Source organism: Mycobacterium shigaense (assembly GCF_002356315.1).
GTDB classification, from domain to species: Bacteria; Actinomycetota; Actinomycetes; order Mycobacteriales; family Mycobacteriaceae; genus Mycobacterium; species Mycobacterium shigaense.
In genome coordinates, this window is sequence record NZ_AP018164.1 from 537354 (window position 1) to 558497 (window position 21144).

Annotated in this window: 23 protein-coding genes and 1 tRNA gene; 13 read left to right on the top strand and 11 right to left on the bottom strand. The window is 67.4% G+C overall.

The features are described from left to right. Positions 1-22: 22 nt before the first annotated feature. Positions 23-247, bottom strand: coding sequence for a hypothetical protein (locus MSG_RS02525; RefSeq protein ID WP_096436809.1), 225 nt, complete (start codon positions 245-247; stop codon positions 23-25). Between the two features lie 129 nt (positions 248-376). Continuing rightward, complete coding sequence (locus MSG_RS02530; protein WP_096436811.1) at positions 377-604, bottom strand: hypothetical protein; 228 nt, start codon at positions 602-604, stop codon at positions 377-379. A 106-nt stretch (positions 605-710) separates the two neighbouring features. Here MSG_RS02530 and MSG_RS02535 point away from each other — a divergent pair, with 106 nt between their 5' ends. Together MSG_RS02535 and MSG_RS02540 are read left to right on the top strand one after the other, a co-directional pair. Further along, positions 711-1016, top strand: coding sequence for a hypothetical protein (locus MSG_RS02535; RefSeq protein ID WP_096436813.1), 306 nt, complete (start codon positions 711-713; stop codon positions 1014-1016). A gap of 24 nt (positions 1017-1040) precedes the next feature. Beyond that, complete coding sequence (locus tag MSG_RS02540; RefSeq protein ID WP_096436815.1) at positions 1041-1730, top strand: GAP family protein; 690 nt, start codon at positions 1041-1043, stop codon at positions 1728-1730. A 12-nt stretch (positions 1731-1742) separates the two neighbouring features. Here MSG_RS02540 and MSG_RS02545 read toward each other — a convergent pair whose 3' ends face one another. After that, positions 1743-2516, bottom strand: coding sequence for a hypothetical protein (locus MSG_RS02545; protein WP_096436817.1), 774 nt, complete (start codon positions 2514-2516; stop codon positions 1743-1745). Between the two features lie 44 nt (positions 2517-2560). Between MSG_RS02545 and MSG_RS02550 the strand changes: the two genes are divergently transcribed. Continuing rightward, positions 2561-4051 carry a bifunctional phosphatase PAP2/diacylglycerol kinase family protein gene (locus MSG_RS02550; RefSeq protein ID WP_096436819.1) on the top strand — a complete coding sequence of 497 codons (1491 nt, stop codon included), beginning with the start codon at positions 2561-2563 and terminating at the stop codon, positions 4049-4051. 17 nt (positions 4052-4068) lie between these two features. On the opposite strand, the gene MSG_RS02555 is transcribed toward MSG_RS02550, so the two are convergent. Continuing rightward, entirely contained in the window at positions 4069-4833 is a 765-nt protein-coding gene (locus tag MSG_RS02555; RefSeq protein ID WP_096436821.1) for an alpha/beta hydrolase family protein, read from the bottom strand. 397 nt (positions 4834-5230) lie between these two features. Here MSG_RS02555 and MSG_RS02560 point away from each other — a divergent pair, with 397 nt between their 5' ends. Beyond that, a complete protein-coding gene (locus MSG_RS02560; protein WP_232011145.1) occupies positions 5231-5746 on the top strand; it encodes a hypothetical protein in 516 nt (171 codons plus the stop codon). A gap of 129 nt (positions 5747-5875) precedes the next feature. On the opposite strand, the gene MSG_RS02565 is transcribed toward MSG_RS02560, so the two are convergent. The 3 genes from MSG_RS02565 to MSG_RS02575 all read right to left on the bottom strand — a co-directional run bounded on the left by MSG_RS02565 (position 5876) and on the right by MSG_RS02575 (position 8497). Next, entirely contained in the window at positions 5876-6682 is an 807-nt protein-coding gene (locus MSG_RS02565; RefSeq protein ID WP_096436825.1) for a L,D-transpeptidase, read from the bottom strand. A gap of 134 nt (positions 6683-6816) precedes the next feature. After that, positions 6817-8142 (bottom strand): adenylate/guanylate cyclase domain-containing protein, encoded by a 1326-nt coding sequence (locus MSG_RS02570; RefSeq protein WP_096436827.1) that lies wholly within the window; start codon positions 8140-8142, stop codon positions 6817-6819. Positions 8143-8161: 19 nt separating this feature from the next. Next, positions 8162-8497: a winged helix-turn-helix transcriptional regulator gene (locus MSG_RS02575; protein ID WP_096436829.1), complete on the bottom strand. Its 336-nt coding sequence runs from the start codon at positions 8495-8497 to the stop codon at positions 8162-8164. A 40-nt stretch (positions 8498-8537) separates the two neighbouring features. Between MSG_RS02575 and MSG_RS02580 the strand changes: the two genes are divergently transcribed. Beyond that, the gene (locus tag MSG_RS02580; RefSeq protein WP_096436831.1) at positions 8538-9095 is read left to right on the top strand and encodes a carboxymuconolactone decarboxylase family protein; all 558 of its coding nucleotides are present in this window, start codon (positions 8538-8540) and stop codon (positions 9093-9095) included. Positions 9096-9153: 58 nt separating this feature from the next. Here the strand turns inward: MSG_RS02580 and MSG_RS02585 are convergent, their stop codons facing one another. Together MSG_RS02585 and MSG_RS02590 are read right to left on the bottom strand one after the other, a co-directional pair. Beyond that, the gene (locus tag MSG_RS02585) at positions 9154-9957 is read right to left on the bottom strand and encodes a mycofactocin-coupled SDR family oxidoreductase (RefSeq protein WP_096436833.1); all 804 of its coding nucleotides are present in this window, start codon (positions 9955-9957) and stop codon (positions 9154-9156) included. Between the two features lie 75 nt (positions 9958-10032). After that, entirely contained in the window at positions 10033-11142 is a 1110-nt protein-coding gene (locus MSG_RS02590; protein ID WP_096436835.1) for a ferritin-like domain-containing protein, read from the bottom strand. Between the two features lie 210 nt (positions 11143-11352). On the opposite strand from MSG_RS02590, the gene MSG_RS02595 reads away from it, so the two are divergent. Next, entirely contained in the window at positions 11353-11727 is a 375-nt protein-coding gene (locus MSG_RS02595) for a hypothetical protein (protein ID WP_096436837.1), read from the top strand. Between the two features lie 140 nt (positions 11728-11867). Here the strand turns inward: MSG_RS02595 and MSG_RS02600 are convergent, their stop codons facing one another. After that, positions 11868-13166, bottom strand: coding sequence for an adenylate/guanylate cyclase domain-containing protein (locus MSG_RS02600; protein ID WP_232011347.1), 1299 nt, complete (start codon positions 13164-13166; stop codon positions 11868-11870). 233 nt (positions 13167-13399) lie between these two features. Continuing rightward, positions 13400-13473, bottom strand: a tRNA-Gly gene (locus MSG_RS02605). A 149-nt stretch (positions 13474-13622) separates the two neighbouring features. Here MSG_RS02605 and MSG_RS02610 point away from each other — a divergent pair. The 7 genes from MSG_RS02610 to MSG_RS02640 all read left to right on the top strand — a co-directional run bounded on the left by MSG_RS02610 (position 13623) and on the right by MSG_RS02640 (position 21139). After that, entirely contained in the window at positions 13623-14270 is a 648-nt protein-coding gene (locus tag MSG_RS02610) for a hypothetical protein (RefSeq protein ID WP_096436841.1), read from the top strand. Between the two features lie 41 nt (positions 14271-14311). Further along, complete coding sequence (gene dcd, locus MSG_RS02615; RefSeq protein WP_096436843.1) at positions 14312-14884, top strand: dCTP deaminase; 573 nt, start codon at positions 14312-14314, stop codon at positions 14882-14884. A gap of 126 nt (positions 14885-15010) precedes the next feature. Further along, the gene (locus MSG_RS25285) at positions 15011-16906 is read left to right on the top strand and encodes a DUF7159 family protein (RefSeq protein WP_181159122.1); all 1896 of its coding nucleotides are present in this window, start codon (positions 15011-15013) and stop codon (positions 16904-16906) included. A 155-nt stretch (positions 16907-17061) separates the two neighbouring features. Beyond that, complete coding sequence (locus MSG_RS02625) at positions 17062-18519, top strand: DUF7159 family protein (protein WP_441338205.1); 1458 nt, start codon at positions 17062-17064, stop codon at positions 18517-18519. 97 nt (positions 18520-18616) lie between these two features. Next, positions 18617-19942, top strand: coding sequence for a UDP-glucose dehydrogenase family protein (locus tag MSG_RS02630; RefSeq protein WP_096436847.1), 1326 nt, complete (start codon positions 18617-18619; stop codon positions 19940-19942). Positions 19943-19967: 25 nt separating this feature from the next. Beyond that, positions 19968-20723, top strand: a complete 756-nt coding sequence (locus MSG_RS02635) for a maleylpyruvate isomerase family mycothiol-dependent enzyme (protein WP_096436849.1) — start codon at positions 19968-19970, stop codon at positions 20721-20723. 53 nt (positions 20724-20776) lie between these two features. Continuing rightward, a complete protein-coding gene (locus MSG_RS02640) occupies positions 20777-21139 on the top strand; it encodes a nuclear transport factor 2 family protein (RefSeq protein ID WP_096436851.1) in 363 nt (120 codons plus the stop codon). The last annotated feature ends 5 nt before the right edge of the window (positions 21140-21144 follow it).

A 21144-nucleotide genomic window follows, 5' to 3' on the forward strand; every position in this document is an offset into this window, starting at 1 on the left:
GGCGCGGTTGGCGAGCTGCGGGTTAGGGGCTCAGCCAAACGTGCCAGAAGCCGTCGGAGCCCAACCGGCAGTCGAAGTGGTGGTAGAGGTTGTCGTTGTAGGTCAGCTCGACGTGCGGACCGTCGGCTAGGCAACCCGCCTCGCTCGAGTAGTTGCCCTCGACCTCGACGTCGGCGTTTGCCACACCAACTCCTGCGGTCAGCAGGCCGACGAATGCCACCAGACCGGCAGCCACCATTCTGATCATGCGGATTTCCCCTCATAGACGTCCGTCGCGCGGCCCGTCGCGCGGGCCCAACTATAACGAGCGCACGGGCGCGCCGCGCGGGAAATGAACGGACTCCGCAAACTTCGGATGTCGTGCCGTGGGCGTCGGCTAGTTGGTCAGGTAGAGGTAATAGAGACCGTCGCGACCCTGGCGGCAGTCCCAGTGCGTCCACAAATTGTTGTTGTGGGCGACTTCGACGTACGGCCCGTCGGTCTGGCAGGCCGACAGCGTCGCGTAGCCGCCGTTGACCTGGATTTCGTCGGCTTCGGCCACCGTCGCCGGGGTGGCCAGCAGCATGCCCAGCGCCAGCGATCCTGCGGCGAAAACCCTATTCATGCGAACCCTTTGGGTGGCTGTCGGTTCCGAGCCGGACTCTATCGAGCCGGCGGGCCGAACGCGAGGCAGAGGTTCCGCCCCGGCAATTCGAACGTATGATCGATCAATGGGTTCGCTTGCCTCGATCGGGTACAACGGCCAGCCGGCCCGGGACCCGTTTCGGGCAGTGTGGCCGCCGATCGCCGTGCTCGTCGATCTGACCACGCTGTTCCCCCGCGCACCCCACCGCTCGGGTCGCTATCACCCCAACGGTCTGCAGCTGCACAAGGTGGTCGAGGGGCGGCTCAGCTGCTGGGGCATCTGCGAGCAGGGCGACTGGTGGGGACTGGTCACCTACCCGGTCGCATACGGCTCCAAGCGGCGAACGGTCACGCACTGGGTGCCGGCGTGGACGTTGCGGCGCAAACCCTAGGCCGGTGGCACCGCGGCGGTGGGAATGAGAGGATTGCTGCCCGTGGCAGGTAGCTGGACGTCGGTGTTGGGCACGCTGATTGCGTTGGCACTCGTGATCGCCGTCTCCCCGCTGACGCTCATCCCGGCAGTCCTTGTCCTGCACGCGCCGCGGCCCCGGCCCGCCGGGCTGGCGTTCCTCGGCGGCTGGGTGTTCGGGCTGGCGGCGCTGACGGTGCTCTTCGAGGCGGGTTCCGGCGCGCTCGGCGACATGCACAATTCCCCGCCCGGCTGGGCGTCCTGGTCGCGCGTGGTCCTGGGCTCGGCGCTGATCGTGTTCGGCATCTACCGGTGGTTCACCCGGCACGGTCGCATCGAGTCACCGGCCTGGATGCGACCCTTTACCAGCATGACCCCCAGGCGCGCCGCCATCACCGCACTAGTGCTGACGGTGGTCCGGGTCGAGGTGTTGCTGATGTGCTTGGCGGCCGGCCTGGCCATCGGCACCAACCACCTCGGTGACACCGACAAGGTGGTGGCCGGCGTAGTCTTCGTCGCCATCGCCGCGTCGACGGTCGCGGCCCCCATCCTCGCCTACGCCGCCGCCGGCCAGCGCCTCGACGCATTCCTGGAGAAGCTCAAGAACTGGATGGCGAACAACAACGCCGCGCTGATGGCGGCCATCCTGGTCCTGATCGGTTTTATGGTGCTGCACAACGGGATTAGTGCTCTGTAACCCGCGCGGCGGTCACCGGTAGCCGCCGTCGGCCAGGCCGGCGTCCACTTCGAGCCGATTCGCCTTGCGAAAGGCTTTGTCGCGGAACACTTCCCAGAGGTACGCGGCGATCATGCGGGCGTGACCCTTGTCGGCCCACTGCTGAGCGTGCAACTCCTCGTGGTGCAGCACCCGGTCCAGCGCGAGCTTGCTCTGGCACGGCTTGCCCGTGCGGTCGGTGTACCAGGCGCGACCCGACTGCACGATTTGGCGCAGCCGACGGGCGGGGTCGCCGCCGAGGTTGACCAGGAAGATGTCGCCCCAGGCGGTGCCGCCCTGCCGGCTGAATTGCTGCTGGATCCAGTTGCCGCCCAGGCCCATCAGCATGCCGTTCGGGGTGGTGACCAGGCGCCCACCGTTACCGTCTACGAATGCGACGTCCTGGTCGTAACTCCAGCTGTTGGCGTGCTGCCGGTCGATGATCCGCTGTACCTCGTCGGCGGAGTATGGCGTCTCGGCGAAGTCCGTCGGCTGCTTGTGCGCATCGCCGTAGCCGGTGCCGGCGTTGACGATGTAGGTCAGCAGCGTCGCCCGGCGGGCGTCGCGCGCGTCGGTGCCCCGGGGCAGCAGGAAGAAGGACTTGCCGTCCGGGTCGTTGATCTCCATCAGCCTCGCGAGGACGGCGAAACTGTCCGCGGTGATGCCGTGCCGTTGGGCGATCTCGGCCATGACCGTCGACGGCACGCCCCGGCGCTCGGCGTTTTCCCGCCACTTCGCGTGGTAATCGGTAACCGCGAGCCTGGTCATACTTCGTCAATTCTTATCAGCGGGCGCCGGTTAGGGTGTAGCAAATGAACTTCGGCCCTTGGCGACGCCCGCGCGGCATCAAACAGATCACCCGGGGTCTGGGCACCCTGGACCGAGAGTTGTTCGCGGCGATCGCCGATAGCCCCACCCCGCTGCTCGACACCGTGATGCCACCGCTCACCCGGGCGGCCGACCATTCCAAGCTGTGGCTGGCCATCGCCGCCGGGTTGCTCGCGTCGGGCAAGCCGGACATACAGCGTGGCGCGACCCGCGGGGTCGTGACCGTCGGCGTCACCAGCCTCCTGACCAATCAGGTGGCCAAGCGAATACACCAGCGCCCGCGCCCGTTGTCCGACTCGGTGCCGGTGGTCCGGCGGGTCCGGCGCCGTCCCACGTCGAACTCGCTGCCGTCGGGGCACTCGGCCAGCGCCGCCGCGTTCGCCGTCGGGGTGGGTCTGGAGAATCCGCCGTTGGGCTTCGTGCTGGCACTGCTGGCCGGGCTGGTCGGATTGTCCCGTGTCGCGACCGGGGCACACTACCCGGGCGACGTCGTCGCGGGATTCGCCATCGGCGCCGGGATCGCGGTGGCCGGTGGCCGGCTTGTCCCACCGATCGCCGAAACCCGCCTGCCCAGAACGGAACCGCTGCGGGTCGCGACGCCCGAGCGGCCGGACGGCTCCGGCGTGGTGCTCGTGCTCAACCCGAACTCGGGCAGCGGCACGGGCGGCCGCGTCGCCGACGAGGTCCGTGCCGAACTGCCGAGGGCGCAAATCCGTGAACTCGGCCCCGACGACGATCCGGCGGAGGTCTTGCGCGGCGCCGCCGCCGATGCCGAGGTGCTCGCGGTCGGTGGCGGCGACGGCACCGTTTCCACGGCCGCCGCGGTTGCGGTCGACGCGGGATTGCCGCTGGCGGTCTTTCCCGCCGGAACGTTCAACCACTTCGCCAAGGATATCGGCTGCGACACCGTGGCCAAGACGGTGGATGCGATCCGGCGCGGCAGCGTGGTGCGCGTTGACGCGTTGTGCCTCAACGAGAATCGGACGGTGCTCAACACCGCCAGCATCGGCGCCTACCCCGCGTTCGTGCGGCGGCGCGAGAAGCTGGAAAAGCGGATCGGCAAGCCGCTGGCGAGCTTCTACGCGATGCTGCGCACGTTGCGCAGCGGCCAGCCCGTGCGCATCCGCTACGACGACAAGACGCTGCTGACGTCGTTGTTCTTTCTCGGCAACTCGGTATATCTGCCGACGGGATTCGCCCCGTCGCGCCGCAGTCGGATGGACGACGGCCTGATCGACGTGCGCATCCTGGAAGCCGGCCGCCGGTTCGCGCGGACCCGGATCCTGACCGCGCTGGCGCTGGGGCGGTTGCAGCGCAGCCCGCTCTACCACGAGCTGCAGGTGCCCGAGTTCAGCTTCACCGCCGTCGACGGTCCGACGGTCGTCGCCCGCGACGGCGAGCTCGACGACGAGTACGAGCATGCCAGCTTCGTCGCGAAATACCGTGTCTTGCCCGTCTTTTCGCTATTGCCCTAGGGCCGGGGCGTCGGGTCCTAGTTGGGCGCGCCGAGGTAGGCGTCGGCCCAGGCGCCGATGATCCGGCCGGCCCGTTGAGCCTGGCCGCGCACGGTGAGCAGGTGATCGGAACCCTCGAGTGAGACGAAGCTGCGTGGGTGCCGGGCCAGCAGAAAGATTTCGCTCGCGTTCTCGATGCCGACGGTGTTGTCGGTGGGGGAGTGCAGGATCAGCAGCGGCAGCCGCAAGTTCGTGATCTTGTCCTCGAGGTGAGCGGCGCGGACGTCCTCCACGAATGCGCGCTTCAGGGTGAGGGTGCGTCCACCGGTCATCCATTCGGCGGCTCCATCGGAGAACACGCGCTCAACTACTGCGTCGTAATGCTTTTCGACGTGGCTGGGGTCGAAAGGGGCGGCCACCGTGACCACCGACCGCACGCCCGGGGCCCGCATCGCCGCGGCGATGACGGCCGCGCCTCCCCACGAGTGCCCCACCAGGATGCCGGCCGGGGTCCCGCGGTCGGTCATGAACTGGCATGCCCTGATGATGTCGTCGACCTTGACGGTGAACGAGCCGTCGCCCCAGTCGCCCTCGGAGGCGCCGAGTCCCAGCGCGTCGAAGCGCAACATGCCGATGCCGTCGGAGGCCAGCTGTTTGCAGATGCGGGCGGCGGCCGGGCAGTCCTTGCCGAGCGTGAAGCCGTGCGCGAACACACCCCAGCCGCGCACCGGTCCCTCGGGCACTTCGACGGTCCCGGCCAGTGTCGGGCCGGTGGAGCTTGAAAATGTCACACGTTCGGCCATATTTCCGATCTAACCCGCTGCGGGCGGGTCTTTCGTAGTTTGAGTGTGCATTAGCGGCTTTGAGCGTGCACCGGCGGCGGGAAATCGGCCGAGACCCCACCCTGGAGGCACCTTCAAAGCCCTGATTGCACGGCCGACGCCCCGGCCGCACACTTTAGCCGCTTTTGCGCGCGCTGATCGGTACTCCACGGTGAAAATGTGATCTCGCTATGCGTCCCGGGGCGCCGCGGTAAGCAACGTCACCGTTTGGAAACGGTTGCAAACGGCGCGGTGCGGCGCGGCGTGTCTGGTATGTCGGCTGCTCACAATTGAGCCGGTCGTCTAACCATGACCTCGGTACGGCTCGGCAGTGTCGATTGAAGAAATATCTGGGCGCGAATATAAGGAGTTGACGTTGATGGCGATCTTCGATCGGTTCAACATCAAAGTGGTGGCCAGCGCTGGGTTGTTCGGAGCCGCGATAGCGATGAGCCCGGACGCGGCAGCCATGCCGCTGAAAACGGGTGGTGCGTGCATTCAGGGACAGGCGGGTGAGGTTCCGCCGCTGCCCGCCGCGGGCGCCCCAGCGGTGGCCGGAGCGCCGGTCGCCGCCGCGTGCGGCGCTCCGCTCACCGACATGGCCGGTGGTGTCCCGATGGCTTTTCCCGGGCCCGTGCCGGTGGTGCCGTTAGTGCCCCCGGTGCCGCTGGTCCCCCCGGTGCCGGTGGTGCCGGCCGGTGTTCCAGTAGGCGCTCCGCTCCCGATCGGCGCGCCGCTGGTCGCCATGGGCGGTGCTCCGGTGGATGGCCCGCCCGGCGTACCGCTGGTCGACATGTCCGGGGTCAAGGATGCTCCCATCGGCCCGGCACCGACGGGCGGGCCACAACCCGGTAAGCCGATTCAGCCCGGCCCTGCTGATCGGCCTCCGAGTTAAAGCCGAATCCCCCTTTCGAAAAACGGGCCCGCTGGTTGTTACCAGCGGGCCAGTTTTTGTGTTGGGTCTAAAAGGCTTGCGCGAAGGTACGTTAGCGGCGGACCGCTACAAAAACGGCTGTCGCCGAGGTTATTCCTGAACGATCACCGGGTCGCCGACGTTGACGGTGTTGTAGTACCACTCGGCATCCTGCGGGCTCAGGCTGATGCAGCCGTGGCTGACGTTCTGCAGCCCGAGCGCATTGACCGCCCAGGGAGCCGAATGCACGAACAGGCCGCGACGAGTGATGCGAACGGCGTAGTCCACCGACAGCAGATAACCGTTGGGATCGTCGACCGGAATGCCTACGCTGCTCGAATCCATAAGCACCGTGCGGTCTTTCGACAAGACGGTGTAATTGCCGACCGGTGTTTCGTACTCGGGCCTACCCATCGAGGCCGGCAACACGCCCGGTTCGCCGAAATGCGGCCGATGATGCGGCACGGGGAGTGCCGGCGGCGGCCCATCGTCGACTCCGTCCACGCTCACCCGAAACGTGTGCTCCGACAGGCTGGCGACCCCGACGACCTTGGGGCCTGTTTTGAACTCCTCGGACCGCCCGTCCACCGAGAGTGCCACCGTGGTGTGCGCCGGCCAGTACCGGTCGGGAACCCACTGCACGACCTTGTTGTCGAGCCAGTCGAACTTGCCGGTTATCGCGGGCGTCGACGTGAGGTGAATCGCCCGCTCGGCGGCGTGCCGGTTGGCAACGGGCGCATCGAAAGTCACCACCACCGGGTGTGCGACGCCCACGACCTCGCCCGGCGTCGGCAGGATCGACGCGATGGCCAGGTCGGACGACCGGCTGGCCGCGGTCAGCTGCACGCCGGGCGGCTCCGCAATCGCGCTCGCGGCAATCCCGATCGCCGTAACAGCACACCACAAGACCGGCCGCATATTCCAATTCCTTTGACTGACAGCGTTGCAATGGTGATGATGGTAAATGCGCCCTGACCAGTGGAACTGAAAGGGCGCGTGAGTAATTGATCAAGGATTCGTCACGATTTGGCCACGGCGCGGTTGGCGCGCTGTTATCCGCGCAGGCGGCAGACGTCGACCTCGTCGGGCAGGCCCTTGAGTCGTTGCGGTCCAAGGCTTTCGAAGGTAAGGCCCGATCCGGCGGACAGATCGCGAACCGTGCGGCTGGTCAGGACCTCGCCCGCGGCCGCCAGTGCGCCGATGCGAGCACCGGTGTGCACCGCCATGCCGCTCCACTCCTCGCCGCGCCGTTCGCATTCGCCGGTGTGCAGGCCCGCGCGGATCCGGATGCCGCGGGTGGCCAGGGCCAGGATCAGTTCCAGCGCGCAGCGCGCGGCCTTGGTGGGGCCGTCGAAGAGCGCGAAGATTCCGTCCCCGGTGTGTTTCGCGCGTCGGCCGCCGTATTTCTCCAGCAACCAGTCAACCGCCTTGTCATGCGCGTCGAGCTGGCGACGCCACTGGGCGTCGCCACGGGCACTGAGCAGTTCGGTGGAGCTGACAATGTCGGTGAAAAGCACCGTCTTGACCACTCGTTCGTCGATGGCGGCACCGACTGTGCCGCAGACGAAGTCGAGAACCGCTGAACCCACCACATCGTCCAATATGGAATGCGGTCCCTCGGGCAGCGTCTTGAGCTGGGCCCCGGGGATAGCAGCCACCATTGCCGCCGCGCCCTCGAAAGGAGCCACTCGGTCATCCGGCCTGGCTAGCACCAGCGTAGGGGCGCGGACGGAACCAAGAATTCCGCGCACGTCGATCTCCAGGAGCGCCTGCCACAGCCAGGCAGCCATCGTCGGGCTTGCGCTCACCCGTTGCACCCGGCCATAGAAGTCACGAAATCCCGGGATGTCGGCAAAGTCACCGAAGAACAATTCGCCGAGCGCGCCTTCGCCCCAATGACTTTCGATGTCTTCCAGATGTGCGGCCTTCTCTTCGGCGGTGAATCCCCACGGGTAATCCGGCAATTCCTGCGAAAACCGTGCCGAGACGCCGTACATCACCAGGGACTGAACGCGCTCGGGGTGCGTGGCCGCGAACAACAGGCTCATCGGGCCGCCCTCGGACATACCGAAAAGGGCCGGGCGCTCCACCTGCGCCGCATCGAGGACGGCGCGCAGGTCGTCCATCCGCTCGTCGAGTGGGGGCACGTGGGTGGCCGGATCCGACAGACCGGTGCCGCGTTTGTCCCACACGATGAGGCGGGTGGCCTCGGCCAGCTGCTCGATGACGCCCATGATCGGGCTCATCGGCTCATCGAGAATTTCGACGTTGCTGAACCAGCCGGGGTTCCACACGAGCGTCGTCTCGCCCCCGCCGAATTCGCGGTACGCGAGCCGGGTCGAGCCGTTGCGTGCATAGCGAACTCGCCGGTCGCTCATGCCGACATCTTGGCACCACTCAGGGCTGGCGGTGTCCAGAATCGGCGGCCCACTGCTCGGCCCACGCTTGCAGCGAGTTCAGAACCTGCCCGAGCTGGTGCCCCTGTTTGGTGAGGCGATAGCCAGCCTCTTTGTGCTCGATAATGGCGAGGTCGCGAAGTTCCCGCAGGCGGGTGTTGATCGAGCCGGGGTTACTCTCACACGCCGCCTGCAGAGCGCGGAAGGTCAACGGGCCGTCGCGCAGCTCCCAGAGCACCCGCAGGGCTCCGCGCCGTCCAAGGACGTCGAGGACCACCATGATCGGTCGCCCGGTCGACGAGCCCCGTACAGGGACACCCGCCTTCGGAGAACTCATGCTTTACATTTTATAGCATACGCAAGTATGGTTCACGGCCATGAGTAGCTATAGGAATCATAGCGCCCGTGTCGAGCCCGCGCCGCCTCCGCTGCCGGCCGACATCCGCGCGGCCATCGATGCCGTCATGCGGGGGAGCGAACCGCTGGTTCTGTTCACCACACTGGCGCGCGATCGCCGCCTATTCGGCAAGTTGTTCAGCGGCGGTCTGCTCGACCGCGGTCACCTGACCATCCGGCAGCGCGAGATCGTCATCGACCGCGTGACGGCGCAATGCGGTGCCGAATACGAGTGGGGCGTTCATGTTTCGGCATACGCCGCCAAAGCTGGTCTCGATTCCGAGCAGATCGCGGCACTGCTGCGAGGCGGTGACGCTCAATGGAGCGAACAGGACCAGGTGCTCATCCGGCTCTGTGACAGCTTGCAAGCTACCTGCACCGTCGATGACGAATTGTGGGAGAGCCTCGGCAGATACCATTCGGACGAGGCGATCATCGAATTGCTCATGCTCGCCGGCTATTACCGGATGGTGAGCTATCTGGTGAACGGGCTTCGGCTACCGCTGGAGCCGGGGGCGGCGCGATTCGCCGATTTCTGACGGCGTTCCGGACGCGGTGGCCGAAGTCGAGGGCGAGAACATGCGGCCCGTAACGGTGTCAGTGGATGCGCGCGCTGCCGCCAAGGGCGATCTCTAAGACGCTTCCGGTGATCACGCCCGGGTCGGTGACCAGATACAGCACCCCGCGACTGACGTCCTCTGGTTGCAGCCACGGCTGAGGGATCGGGTTGGCTCTCGTCATCCGGCGCACCAGTTCGTCGGGGACGTCGTCACTTCCGGGGGGCTGCACCATCGGTGTCTGGGTGGTGGTCGGGCAGACGACGTTGATCGTGATGCCCTCCTTGGCGACCTCCAAGGCGGCCGACTTCGCTAGGCCGATGACACCCCACTTGGTGGCGTTGTAGGCGGCCAGCTCAGGGATGCCCATGCGGCCGCCCATCGAGGAGGTCACGACGATCCGGCCGAACCGCTGGCGTCTCATCACCGGGATGGCCGCCCGCAGGGTGTGGAAGGCGCCGGTCAGGTTGGTGTCGACCAGCTGTCGCCACACCACGTCGCTGACGTCTTCGAGCAAACCGGTGCTGACGATTCCGGCGTTGGCCACCACGATGTCCAGGCTGCCCATGTCCGCGACGATCTGCGTGACCGCGGCATTGACCGCGGCCCCGTCGCGCACGTCCAGAGCTAGCGGGACACAACGTCCGCCCAACTCGTCGACCAGCTTGGTCGTTTCCCGTAAGTCGGCCTCGGTGCCCAGCGGGTAGGTCAGGTCCGTCATTGCACCGGGCGCATCGGCGACGACGACGTCGGCCCCTTCGCCCGCCAACGCCAGCGCGTGCGCGCGCCCCTGCCCCCGAGCTCCGCCGGTAATCAAGGCCACACGTCCAGTCAGGGCGCCCATGGGGGTAAAGCTACCGGCGCGTGTCGCAGCGGCCACGTTCGGTCCGCGGCTGACTACGAAAGCGCGTGCTGCGGTCTATGTTTCGACGGTCGCGCCAACCGCGATCACCTGGTCCACCTCGACGGCCCGGGCGGCCATCTCGGCGTGCGCCTGGTCCAGCGCTTCGGCCTGGTCCTCGTCGGCCTTCATCAGCGCATCGATGTCGAAGCCGCCCATGTCGAGGACGCCCATCTCCGCGAAGGCCTTCTGCACCTTGTCGCCCCACAAGCCGATGTCCTTGACGATCGGCACGACGCGGCTGAACAGGTGCGCGCGGAACTGGACCATGATCGGCGACGTGTCGACCCACTCGGCACAGGCCTTGACGTCGAGGCCGAGGGTCTCGAACACCTCCTCGCCGCGGAACCGATCCCGCATCAGGTAGCAGGCATCCACGACGAACTCTTCGCGCTCGTCCCGCTCGGCTTTGGTCAGCGCGGAGTAATAGTCCTTCAGCGAGATTCGGCCGAAGGCGACATGGCGGGCCTCGTCCTGCATGACGTAGGACAGCAACTGCTTGGCCAGCGAGTCCGGCGTCGCCAAGTCACGCAGTGTTCCGAAGGCGGCAAGCGCGAGCCCCTCGATGAGCACCTGCATGCCGAGGTAAGGCAAGTCCCAGCGTGAGTCGCGCAGGGTGTCGTCCAGCAGTGCGGTCAGGTGCTTGTTGATCGGGTAGACCACGCCGACCTTCTCCTGCAGGAACCGCGAGAAGGCTTCCACGTGCCGGGCCTCGTCCATCGTCTGGGTGGCCGCATAGAACTTCGCGTCCATATCCGGGACGACCTCGACGATCTTCGCCGCGCACACCATCGCCCCCTGCTCGCCATGCAGGAACTGCGAGAACTGCCAGGCCTGGCTGTGCTGGCGCATTTGCGCGCGAAGCGATTCATCGGCGTCGTTCCACATCGGGCTGTTGAACAGCGGGTGGAACTCGTCGGGCAGTCCTACCGGGTTCATCGGGTCGACGTCCTGGGACCAGTCGATGCGCGACTGCGCGTCCCACTGTTTGTCTTTTCCCTTCTGGTACAGGGAGAGCAGGCGGGCGCGGCCCTCGTCGTACTCCCAGGTGAAGCGCGCGTCGCCGGCGCTCGGGACAACCATGGAGAACGGCTCGGGCACGTCGGTGTACTTGTCCCTCGTGGTCATGAGCTGCGCCTCTCTGCGGGGATGACCAGTGGTCATGTGATGGCTATCACAATGCGCCGCACCGGGTGGCGCAGTCAACCCTCTCGAGCTTGGCAGCGGTGAAACCGCAGCACACGAGTAGTCGGCTACTTCACCTTTTGCGATCGGTAGCGACCCGCAGAAGGTGCACTTTTCGCGACGAGCCAGATCGGTTCTCCCCGAGGAGGTCCCATGCGGATTGCCGCGATCGTGCTCGCCGGCCTGGTGGCCGGCGCACCGCTTACCGCAAACACCGCCCAGGCAGACGTGCCGGCCGGGCCGGTGCCGGCGCACGTGTATCCGCTGCAGCCACCGCCCGGTCCGGCTATCGACCCCGATCCGCTGGTGGCGGTGCAGAACTTTCAGGGTCACATCGCGGATCTGCACGACAACTGGGAGACGCTCAGCCCGGATGAGCGCAGTCGGCGGCTGAAGGCCCTGCAGCAGGAGGCGCCCATGGTCGAGGCCGAGACTCGCAACTTGCCGCCGGGTCAGCAGTTGCAGGTCGAGGGCATGCTGTTGTCGGCGATGTTCCAGCTGACCGATCTTCTCCGGAGGATGCGCTAACCGACGACCCGGTGGACAAGCGTGGAGCGGTTTCGAGCGCGCCAGCGGAATCAGGTCAGGGGGGTCACACCGGCGACTACGCTATCGCGGTGCTCGGCGCGTTGGCGATACCAAGGCTCAAGGCGAGCAATGTGATAGCGCTACTTCGCTAAGCCTCTGGTCGGTGTGGTGACCCGGTAGACATCGACCTCTTCGGGCAAGCCCTTGAGCCGTTGTGGACCAAGGCTTTCGAAGAGCAGGTCTGATCCTGCGGAAAGGTCACGCACCGTTCTGCTGGCCAGCAGTTCCCTGGCACCCGCCAGTGCGGCGATGCGCGCCCCGGTGTGTACGGCTATTCCGCTCCATTCTTGGTCCCGCCGTTCGCATTCACCGGTGTGAATGCCCGCTCGGATGAGTATGTCGCGCGCGGCCAGGGCCGGAACAAGGTCCAGTGCACAGCGCGCGGCCTTCGTCGGTGCGTCGAACAGGGCGAAGATTCCGTCCCCGGTGTGTTTTGCGCGGACCCCGTCGTGACTTGCGAGCAGATGGCTGACCAATGTGTCGTGACTGTCGAGCTGATGGCGCCAGTGTGCGTCGCCGTGCGCTGTCAGCCGCTCCGTGGAGCTCACGATGTCGGTGAAAAGCACCGTTTTGAGCACCCGGTCGTCGGCTGGACCGTTCGCTTCGGCGCCAACGAATTCGGTTACCTGCGTTATCAATTCGTCAAGAATGTCGAATCCGTTGTGTGCGCCTGCACGCAGCGCGTGGAAACTCGAATTCGGGATCGCCGTGGCCAGGGCGGCCGCCGCCTCGATAGGTACGAAGCGGTCGTCGGGGCGTGCTAGAACCAGCGTTGGCGCCCGGACCGCAGGAAGGACCGCGCGGACATCGATCTCCATCAATGCCTGCCACCACAGCTTTGCCGTGGTCGGGCTGGCGATCGAGCGTTGGCGCTTGCCGAACATCTCGCGTACCCCCGGCACCTCGGCGGTTGCTCCGTGGTAGACCTCGGCAAGTGCCCCCTCCCCCCAGTGCTGGTCGATATCGTCGATCTGCGCTTCGACCTCCTGCGAAGTGAAGCCCCACGGGAAACCAGGAAGGTCCTGGGAGAAGCGAGCCGCGCTCGCATAGATCCCCAGTGAACGGACGCGCTCTGGATAGGTTGCCGCGAAGAGGATGCTGATCGGCCCGCCTTCGCCCGACCCGAGGATCGTCGGCTGGTCTGCTCCGACCGACTCGACGACCGCGCGGAGGTCGTCCATCCTTTCGTCCAACGACAAGATCTGGGCAGCCGGATCTGAGAGCCCGGTTCCACGCTTGTCCCAGATGACCAACCGCATGAATTGCGAGAAGGCGGTTACCAGCTTGGCGTAGGGGCTGCTCGGTTCGTCGATGGTGTCGACGTTGTCGATGACCCAACCCGGTGTCCAGACGACAACCGGCCCTGTGTCGCCGAACATCCGATAGGCCAACCGCACGTCCCCATTGCGCGCGTAATGCACCCGACCGCCACTCACATCAATATCGTGACATTTCGCCGGCGTCTGAACACGGGCTACGGGCGACGACCTGTCCAGACGACCGCTGAGATGGTTCGTTGCCGTTCGCCGCGCGGACCGGTGACCTCCCCGACCGAGCAAGGGACTGCCAGCCCCCGGCGCGGGCGAGCAGGCAGTTATGCCCAGTTCACGCGTGGAGCCGATGACGGGAATCGAACCCGCGTATTCAGCTTGGGAAGCTGATGTTCTGCCATTGAACTACATCGGCACTTCTCGCCAAGAGAGGCTAGCACCTGGCGACAGACGTGGTGGCCAGCTCGTGTGGGCGGCGCGACTCGGGCGGATAAGTAATATTCTTTTCGTGAATTTACAATTCCCATATTTATTAATTCGTTATTGCGCCGTAATGTGCTTGCCGTGGGCCGCCACAGGTTAGCCAAGAAGCGTCGCAGTTCGGCGGTAGTCCTGGCTGCACTGCTGCTCACCGCCGATGTCTTCTTCGCCGTGGGCGGCGATGTCCACCCATTCGCCAACGCCGAAGCCGCCAAACCCGTGATTGGTGATGCCGCGCCCAGTGATCTGGAAATCGTCGCGGCGGGACTGAAGACGTCGCACCACTCGGCCGAGACCGCATTCCCCGACGGCCAGCAGGCGGCATCGAGATACCACACGCGATCGCGCTTCTTGCCCGCCGGCGTCGCACCGGAACACGGGTTGCAGGTCCGCACCATCCTGGTCGCCCGCAGCATCAGCGCGAAGTTCCCCCAAATCCACGAAATCGGCGGCGTGCGACCGGATCCGCTGCCGTGGCACCCGCTCGGCCTCGCCATCGACATGATGATCCCGGACCCCGGAAGCGCGCAGGGCATCGCGCTGGGCGACGCGATCGTCGCCTACGTCATGTCGAACGCGAAACGGTTCGGGATACAGGACGCGATTTGGCGCGGCGTCTACTACACACCCGACGGCGCCAAGGCGAGCCGGCTCGGTCACTACGACCACGTCCACGTCACGACGACCGGGGGCGGATACCCCACGGGCGGGGAAATGTATCTCGCCGATTGAAGGCGCGGCGATGCGCGCCGGGCAACGGTTAGGCTCGTCGCGTGCTGCTCTCCGATCGTGACCTCAGAGCCGAAATCACCGCCGGGCGGTTGGGCATCGACCCCTTCGACGACACCTTGGTGCAGCCGTCCAGCATTGACGTTCGCCTCGACTGCATGTTCCGGGTGTTCAACAACACCCGCTACACCCACATCGACCCGGCCAAGCAGCAGGACGAGCTGACCACCCTCGTCGAGCCCGCGGCCGGCGAGCCCTTCGTCCTGCACCCGGGCGAGTTCGTGCTCGGCTCGACGCTGGAGCTCATCACCCTGCCCGACGACCTCGCCGGCCGCCTGGAAGGCAAGTCCTCGTTGGGCCGGCTGGGTCTGCTGACGCACTCGACGGCCGGCTTCATCGACCCCGGTTTCAGCGGTCACATCACGCTCGAGCTCTCCAACGTCGCCAACCTGCCGATCACGCTGTGGCCCGGCATGAAGATCGGGCAGCTGTGCATCCTGCGCCTGACCAGTGCGGCCGAACATCCCTACGGCAGTTCGCGCGCCGGTTCGAAGTACCAGGGCCAGCGCGGCCCGACGCCGTCGCGGTCCTATCAGAATTTCATAAGTTCTACATAAGTTGCGGAGCGTGCCCGCAACGCCTCGATGCGCAATGATTAGTTAGTCAAAAGATTTCCTCCTCCGCCGGAGCATCGCTCGGCTCGCACCGCCTTAGGAGGGGTTGGTTTGCATACCGTGCTCGGGGTGTCGATGGCACCGGCCTCGGTCCAGATGGTTCTGGTCGAAGGCGAAAACGCCGATGGCGCTTTGATAGAAGAGGACGAGTTCGCAGTCACCGCCGCCGCAGACTCCGACCCGACGGCGCTGCCGGATCAGGTCATCTCCGCCATCCTGGGTACTCGCGAGGGCGCGGCCGAGGCGGGGTTCGACGTGGCTTCTATCGGGGTGACGTGGACCGACCAGGTCCAGGCTGCCGTCTTGCGCGACGCCCTGTCTGCCCACCGGCTCGACAACGTGATGCTGGTCTCGTCGTTCCTGGCTGCCACCGCATTAGGCCAATTCGTCGGTGGCGCAATGGGTTATGAGCGCACCGCGGTGCTCTTCGTGGAACCGGAGACCGCGACTCTGGCGGTGGTCGAGACCTCCGACGGCTCCATAGTCGACCTTTACAAGGAACGCATCGAAGCGGAGTCCTACGACGAAGCCATCGCACAGCTCACCGGGATGGTCTACTGGCTGGAGGAGCAGGCTTGGGCTCCCGGGGGCGTATTCGTCCTCGGCTCGGGTGTCGATGTCGCCCCGATCATTCCGGCACTGGCGTCGGCGAGTTCGCTTCAAGTGAATGCCGCCGAAGAGCCGGCGACGGCGCTGGCGCTCGGTGCCGCCCTGGCTTCAGCCAACGCGCCGTTGTTTGCCTCGTCGACGGCGGCGCTGGCCTACGCGCAAGACCCCGGCACCGGCTCGGTCAGCCCCTATGTCATGCCCGAATATTTCGTCAATCCCTTTGCAAAACACGATGATTCGGCTGATGAGCTGGCCTACAGCCTGGTGTTGGATGAGGACGCCGACGCCCCGACCGTTGTCATCGACACCTCCGACGGGTTCGGTTCGGACGAGAGTCAACGGCGCCGGCCCGTCCTGCTGGTCGGCAGCGGGCTCGCGGTGGTCGCCATCAGCGCGGTGGTGGCGCTCGAGATTGCGCTGGCGATCGGCATCCGCACGACGGTCGCGTTGCAGCCCAGCCCGAGCCAAAGTCTCATCGTCCCAACCCAACAGGCCCCGGCGCCTCCTCGAATCGAGGCGTCGGCCCCGGCGCAGAAGATCAATCTGCCAGCCCCGGTGGCGGCACCGAAGCCGCCGGTCCTCGCAGCGTTGCCCGCGGCCCCGGCTCCCGCAGCGCCTCCGTTGCCCGCGGCTCCACCGGTGCCGGTCGCGGCCCCGCCGATCGTGCCGATTCCGGTGCCCGTTCGTTTGCCGGTTCCGGGTCCGGTGCTGCGACCGCCGGTGATCGAGGCCCCGCCGGTGCTGCGACCGCCGGTGATCGAGGCCCCGCCGGTGCTCTCGCCGCTGCAACACGTCGTGACCGAGCCTCCGCACCAGCTTCCCCCGATGCAGGGCCTGCCGCCCAACCCCAGCCAGGGTGAGGGCCACACGCTGCCTCCCGGCGCGGAGCCAGGCGGTCCCAATGGCGTTGGGCTAGGCCATTTTCCGGGTAGCAGCCCCGGTGGTCTCGGCGGTGGGCCGGGCAGCCCGCCGTCACTCGGGAGTGGTCACGGCGGCGGGCCCCTCGGTGGCGGGCCGTTCGGCGGTGGTCTCGGCGGTGAGCCGGGCACTCCGCCCCCGCTCGGCGGTGGTCATGGCGGACCCGTCGGCGGCGGACTACTCGGTGGCGGCCCGCTCGGTGGTGAGCCGGGCAGTCCGCCCCCGCTCGGCGGTGGCCACGGCGGTCCGTTTGGCGGCGGCGGTCCGCGCGGCGGCGGCCCCTTCGGCGGCGGCGGCGCGCCCAGCGGTCCGTTCGGCGGCGGCGGCGGGTTGGGCGGCTTCGGTGGCGGTCACGCCGGCGGCGGCCTCGGCGGCCTCGGCGGCGGGCATCTGCCCTTCGGCGGTGGCCACGGCTCTGGTGGCTTCGGGCATCGCTAGCGTGCGTTGTCGCAGCCCGGAACGAGCAGGGTGGCGGGCTTAAAATTGAAAAATAGGGGAATACGGGGGGTATTCGAATGGTCCGGTCTAGGGCTGGCGTTTGCGACGAAGACGCTTCCGATATCACTGGCTAGCAAACGATTGAGGGAGGAGCTTTGGACACCGTACTTGGTGTTTCGATGGCACCGACAGCGGTCAGGATGGTGCTGGTCGAAGGCGAGAATGGTGACGGCGCCACCGTCGACGAAGACAACTTCGACGTTGCCTCCGACGACGATGCGGCAACGCTATCTGCCGCCGACCAGGTGGTCTCCGCAATTCTGGGCACCCAGGAGGGTGCGGCCCAGGGCGGCTATCAGCTGACCTCGACCGGAGTCACATGGACGGACCCCATCGAAGCCGCCGCGCTGCGCGATGCGCTGGCCGCGCACAAGGTCGAGAACGTGATGCTGGTCTCGGCCTTCCTGGCCGCGGCCGCGTTGGCCCAGACCGTCGGCAGCCAGACGAACTACGCGCAGACGGCGCTGTTGTTCATCGAGCCCGACACCGCCACGCTCGCGGTGGTCGACACCTCCGACGGTTCCATCGCCGACGTTCATCGTCAGGCCCTGCCGGAGGACGACGAGGCGGCGGTGGCGCAGCTGACCTTGATGATCTCCGAAGCCGAGAAGTTACAGACGCGCCCCGACGCCGTCTTCGTTGTCGGCTCCGGCATCGATGTCCCGCTGATCAAGCCGGCCCTCGAGGCGGCGACAACGCTGCCGGTTACGGTGCCCGGGGAGCCGGAAACCGCGCTCGCCCGCGGAGCGGCCCTGGCCTCGGCAAATGCGCCGCTGTTCGTGTCGTCGACGGCGGCGCGCGCCTACGCCCAGGACCCGGGCACCGGAGCGATCGACCCGTTCGCCGTCGCCCCGGGCTACTTCGACACCCCGCAGGCGGGTGACGCCGCCCTCGCTTACAGCGCGGTCGGCGACGACTTCGCCGACCCGTACACGGGTGCGCAGACTGCCGCGACCGAGCTGGTCAACACCGACCGCCGGGAGCGCAAGTCGTTCGGCCTGGTCGGAAGCGCCCTGGCCGGGATCTTCATCGTGGGGGTGGCCGCGCTCGTCGTCTCGCTGGCGATCGCGATCCGGCCAACGGCCGGGGTCCGTCCCGTCCCGGGCCAGAACGTCGTCGCACCCGCGCAAGGGGTCCCCGCGCCCGCGGCTCCCGCGCCCGCTGCCGCACCCGCCCCGGCGCCGGCTGCTGCGCCGGCTCCTGCGCCCGTGCCCGTTCCCGCGGCGCCGGCACCCGTCGCGGCGCCCGTGCCTGTTCCCGACGCGCCTGCCCCGCTTCCCGCGGCGCCCGCTCCGGCCCCGCCCCCGGTGGCGGCGCCGATTCCGGTGCCGATCCCGCTGCCCATCCCGCCGATCATCGGCGCGCCCGGGGCCCCCTTCGGGCCCGGTGGTGGCGGTCCGGGTGGCCCCGGCCGCGGTGGCTTCCCCGGCGGCGGACACCCCGGCGGCGGTGCGGGACCGATCGGTGGGGGTGGCGGACCGTTCGGCGGCGGCCACGGCGGCTTCGGCGGGCCCTTCGGGGGCGGCGGTCACGGAGGGTTTGGCCACCGCTAACGCAGTGGCGGCATCGGGGTCACCTGGTCACCTCCCGTTTGCCTCCCGCTCAGCGCCGCGATGCAGTTAGCTCACCGCGGCCCCCTACACCAGTTGTATGCGATGCACCGTCTTCGGCACCGGTTACCTGGGCGCCACGCATGCGGTCGGTATGGCCGAACTGGGACACGAGGTCGTCGGGGTCGACATCGACCCGGGCAAGGTCGCCAAGCTAGCCGCGGGCGACATCCCGTTCTACGAACCCGGCCTGCGTACGCTGCTGACCGACAACCTGGCTGCCGGCCGGCTGCGGTTCACCACTGACTACGCCATGGCGGCCGACTTCGCCGACGTGCATTTTCTGGGCGTGGGCACGCCGCAGAAGAAGGGCGAGTACGGCGCCGACCTGTCGCACGTGCACGCCGTCATCGACAGTCTGGTGCCAAGGTTGTCCAGATCGGCGGTGCTGGTTGGCAAATCGACGGTGCCGGTAGGGGCCTCGGCGGAGCTTCGGCAGCGGGCGGCCGCGCTGGCGCCCGCGGGAGTCGACGTCGAAATCGCGTGGAATCCGGAGTTTCTGCGCGAGGGTTACGCGGTGCACGACACCTTGCATCCCGACCGCATTGTGCTTGGCGTGCAAGATGATTCGCAGCACGCCGAGGCCGTGGTCCGCGAGCTGTACGCGCCCCTGCTCGACGCCGGCGCGCCGCTGCTGGTGACCGACCTGCAGACCGCCGAGTTGGTCAAGGTTTCGGCTAATGCCTTTCTGGCGACTAAGATTTCGTTCATCAACGCCATCTCCGAGGTCTGCGAGGCCGCGGACGCCGACGTCACCCTGCTGGCCGACGCGTTGGGCTATGACCCGCGGATCGGACGCAAATTCCTCAACGCCGGTTTGGGTTTCGGCGGCGGCTGCCTGCCCAAGGACATCCGCGCGTTCATGGCCCGCGCCGGCGAGCTCGGGGCCAACCAGGCGCTGACCTTCCTGCGCGAGGTGGACAGCATCAACATGCGCCGGCGCACCAAGATGGTCGAACTGGCCACCACCGCCTGCGGCGGCTCGCTGCTGGGCGCCAACATCGCCGTGCTCGGTGCCGCCTTCAAACCCGAATCCGACGACGTGCGTGACTCTCCCGCACTCAACGTCGCCGGCCAGCTGCAGCTCAACGGCGCCGCGGTCAACGTCTACGACCCGAAGGCGTTGGAAAACGCCCGCCGGCTCTTTCCGACCCTGAACTACGCCGTCTCGGTGACCGAGGCGTGCCAGGGGGCCGACGCCGTCCTGGTGCTCACCGAGTGGACCGAGTTCACCGAACTCGACCCCGACGAGCTCGCCGACGGGGTGCGGGCCCGGATCGTGGTCGACGGCCGCAACTGCCTGGATGCCGAACGCTGGAAGCAGGCCGGCTGGAAGGTGTTCCGGCTCGGGGCCCGGCGGCCGTAGCACCCCGGCGGGGTAGCCTGAGCGCGTGGACTACGCGGCCGCCTTCCTCGCCGAAAACCACGCCTTTTCCGAGCTTTTCCACGACGCCGACGACGCCACCCCGGTCCCGACATGCCCGGGCTGGAGCCTCGATCAGCTGTTTCGTCATGTCGGCCGCGGCGATCGATGGGCGGCCCAGATCGTGCGCGACCGCCTCCAGGAGTTCCTGGAATTCCGCAGCGTCGAGGCGGGCAAACCGCCGCCCGGCCGGGCCGAGGCTATCTCCTGGTTGCACGGCGGGGCGCAGCGGCTGGTTGCCGCCGTGGAGATGACCGGGGCGGAAACGCCGGTGTGGACGTTCCTCGGCGGCCGCCCGGCGAACTGGTGGATCCGGCGCCGGCTACACGAGACTGCGGTGCATCGCGCGGACGCCGCGCTGGCCGTCGGCGCCGACTTCGCGCTCGCGCCCGAGGTGGCCGCGGACGGGATCACCGAATTTCTGGAGCGGATCGCGGTCCAGGCCGGCGCTGACGGCGCAGCGTTGCCGCTGGACGACGGCCACACCGTGCACCTGCACGCCACCGATGCCGGACTCGGTGTTGCCGGTGAATGGACGATCGCCGTGGACCAGGGGCGCATCGCGTGGTCGCATGAGCACGGCAAGGGCAGCGTCGCGCTGCGCGGCGGCGCCACCGAGCTGTTGCTGGCGATGGTGCGGCGCACCGGCATCGGCGACACCGGCATCGAGCTGTTCGGCGACGACGCCGTATGGCAGAACTGGCTGAATCGCACGCCTCTCTAGCCAGCGCAGGGGAAACGGCATGCTGGGAAGGGTCACACGGTAACTTTCAGATCATGACCACATCGGAGATCGCCACCGTGTTGGCTTGGCACGACGCGCTCAACGCCGCTGACATCGAGACCTTGGAGGCCTTGTCCAGCGACGACATCGACATCAGCGATGCACACGGCGCCCAGCAAGGCCACCAGGCGCTGCGCCGGTGGGCCGCCTCCCACCCGGTGGCCGCCGAACTCGGCCAGATGTACGTGCACGACGGCGTGGTGGTCGTCGAGCAGAAGGGCGGTTCCGACGATCCCGGGACGGCCGCGCTGGCGTTCCGGGTGGTGCACGACCGCGTCGCCTCCGTCTTCCGGCACGAGGATCTGGCGTCGGCGCTGGCGGCCACCGAACTCACCGAGGCCGACCTCGTCACCTAGGCATA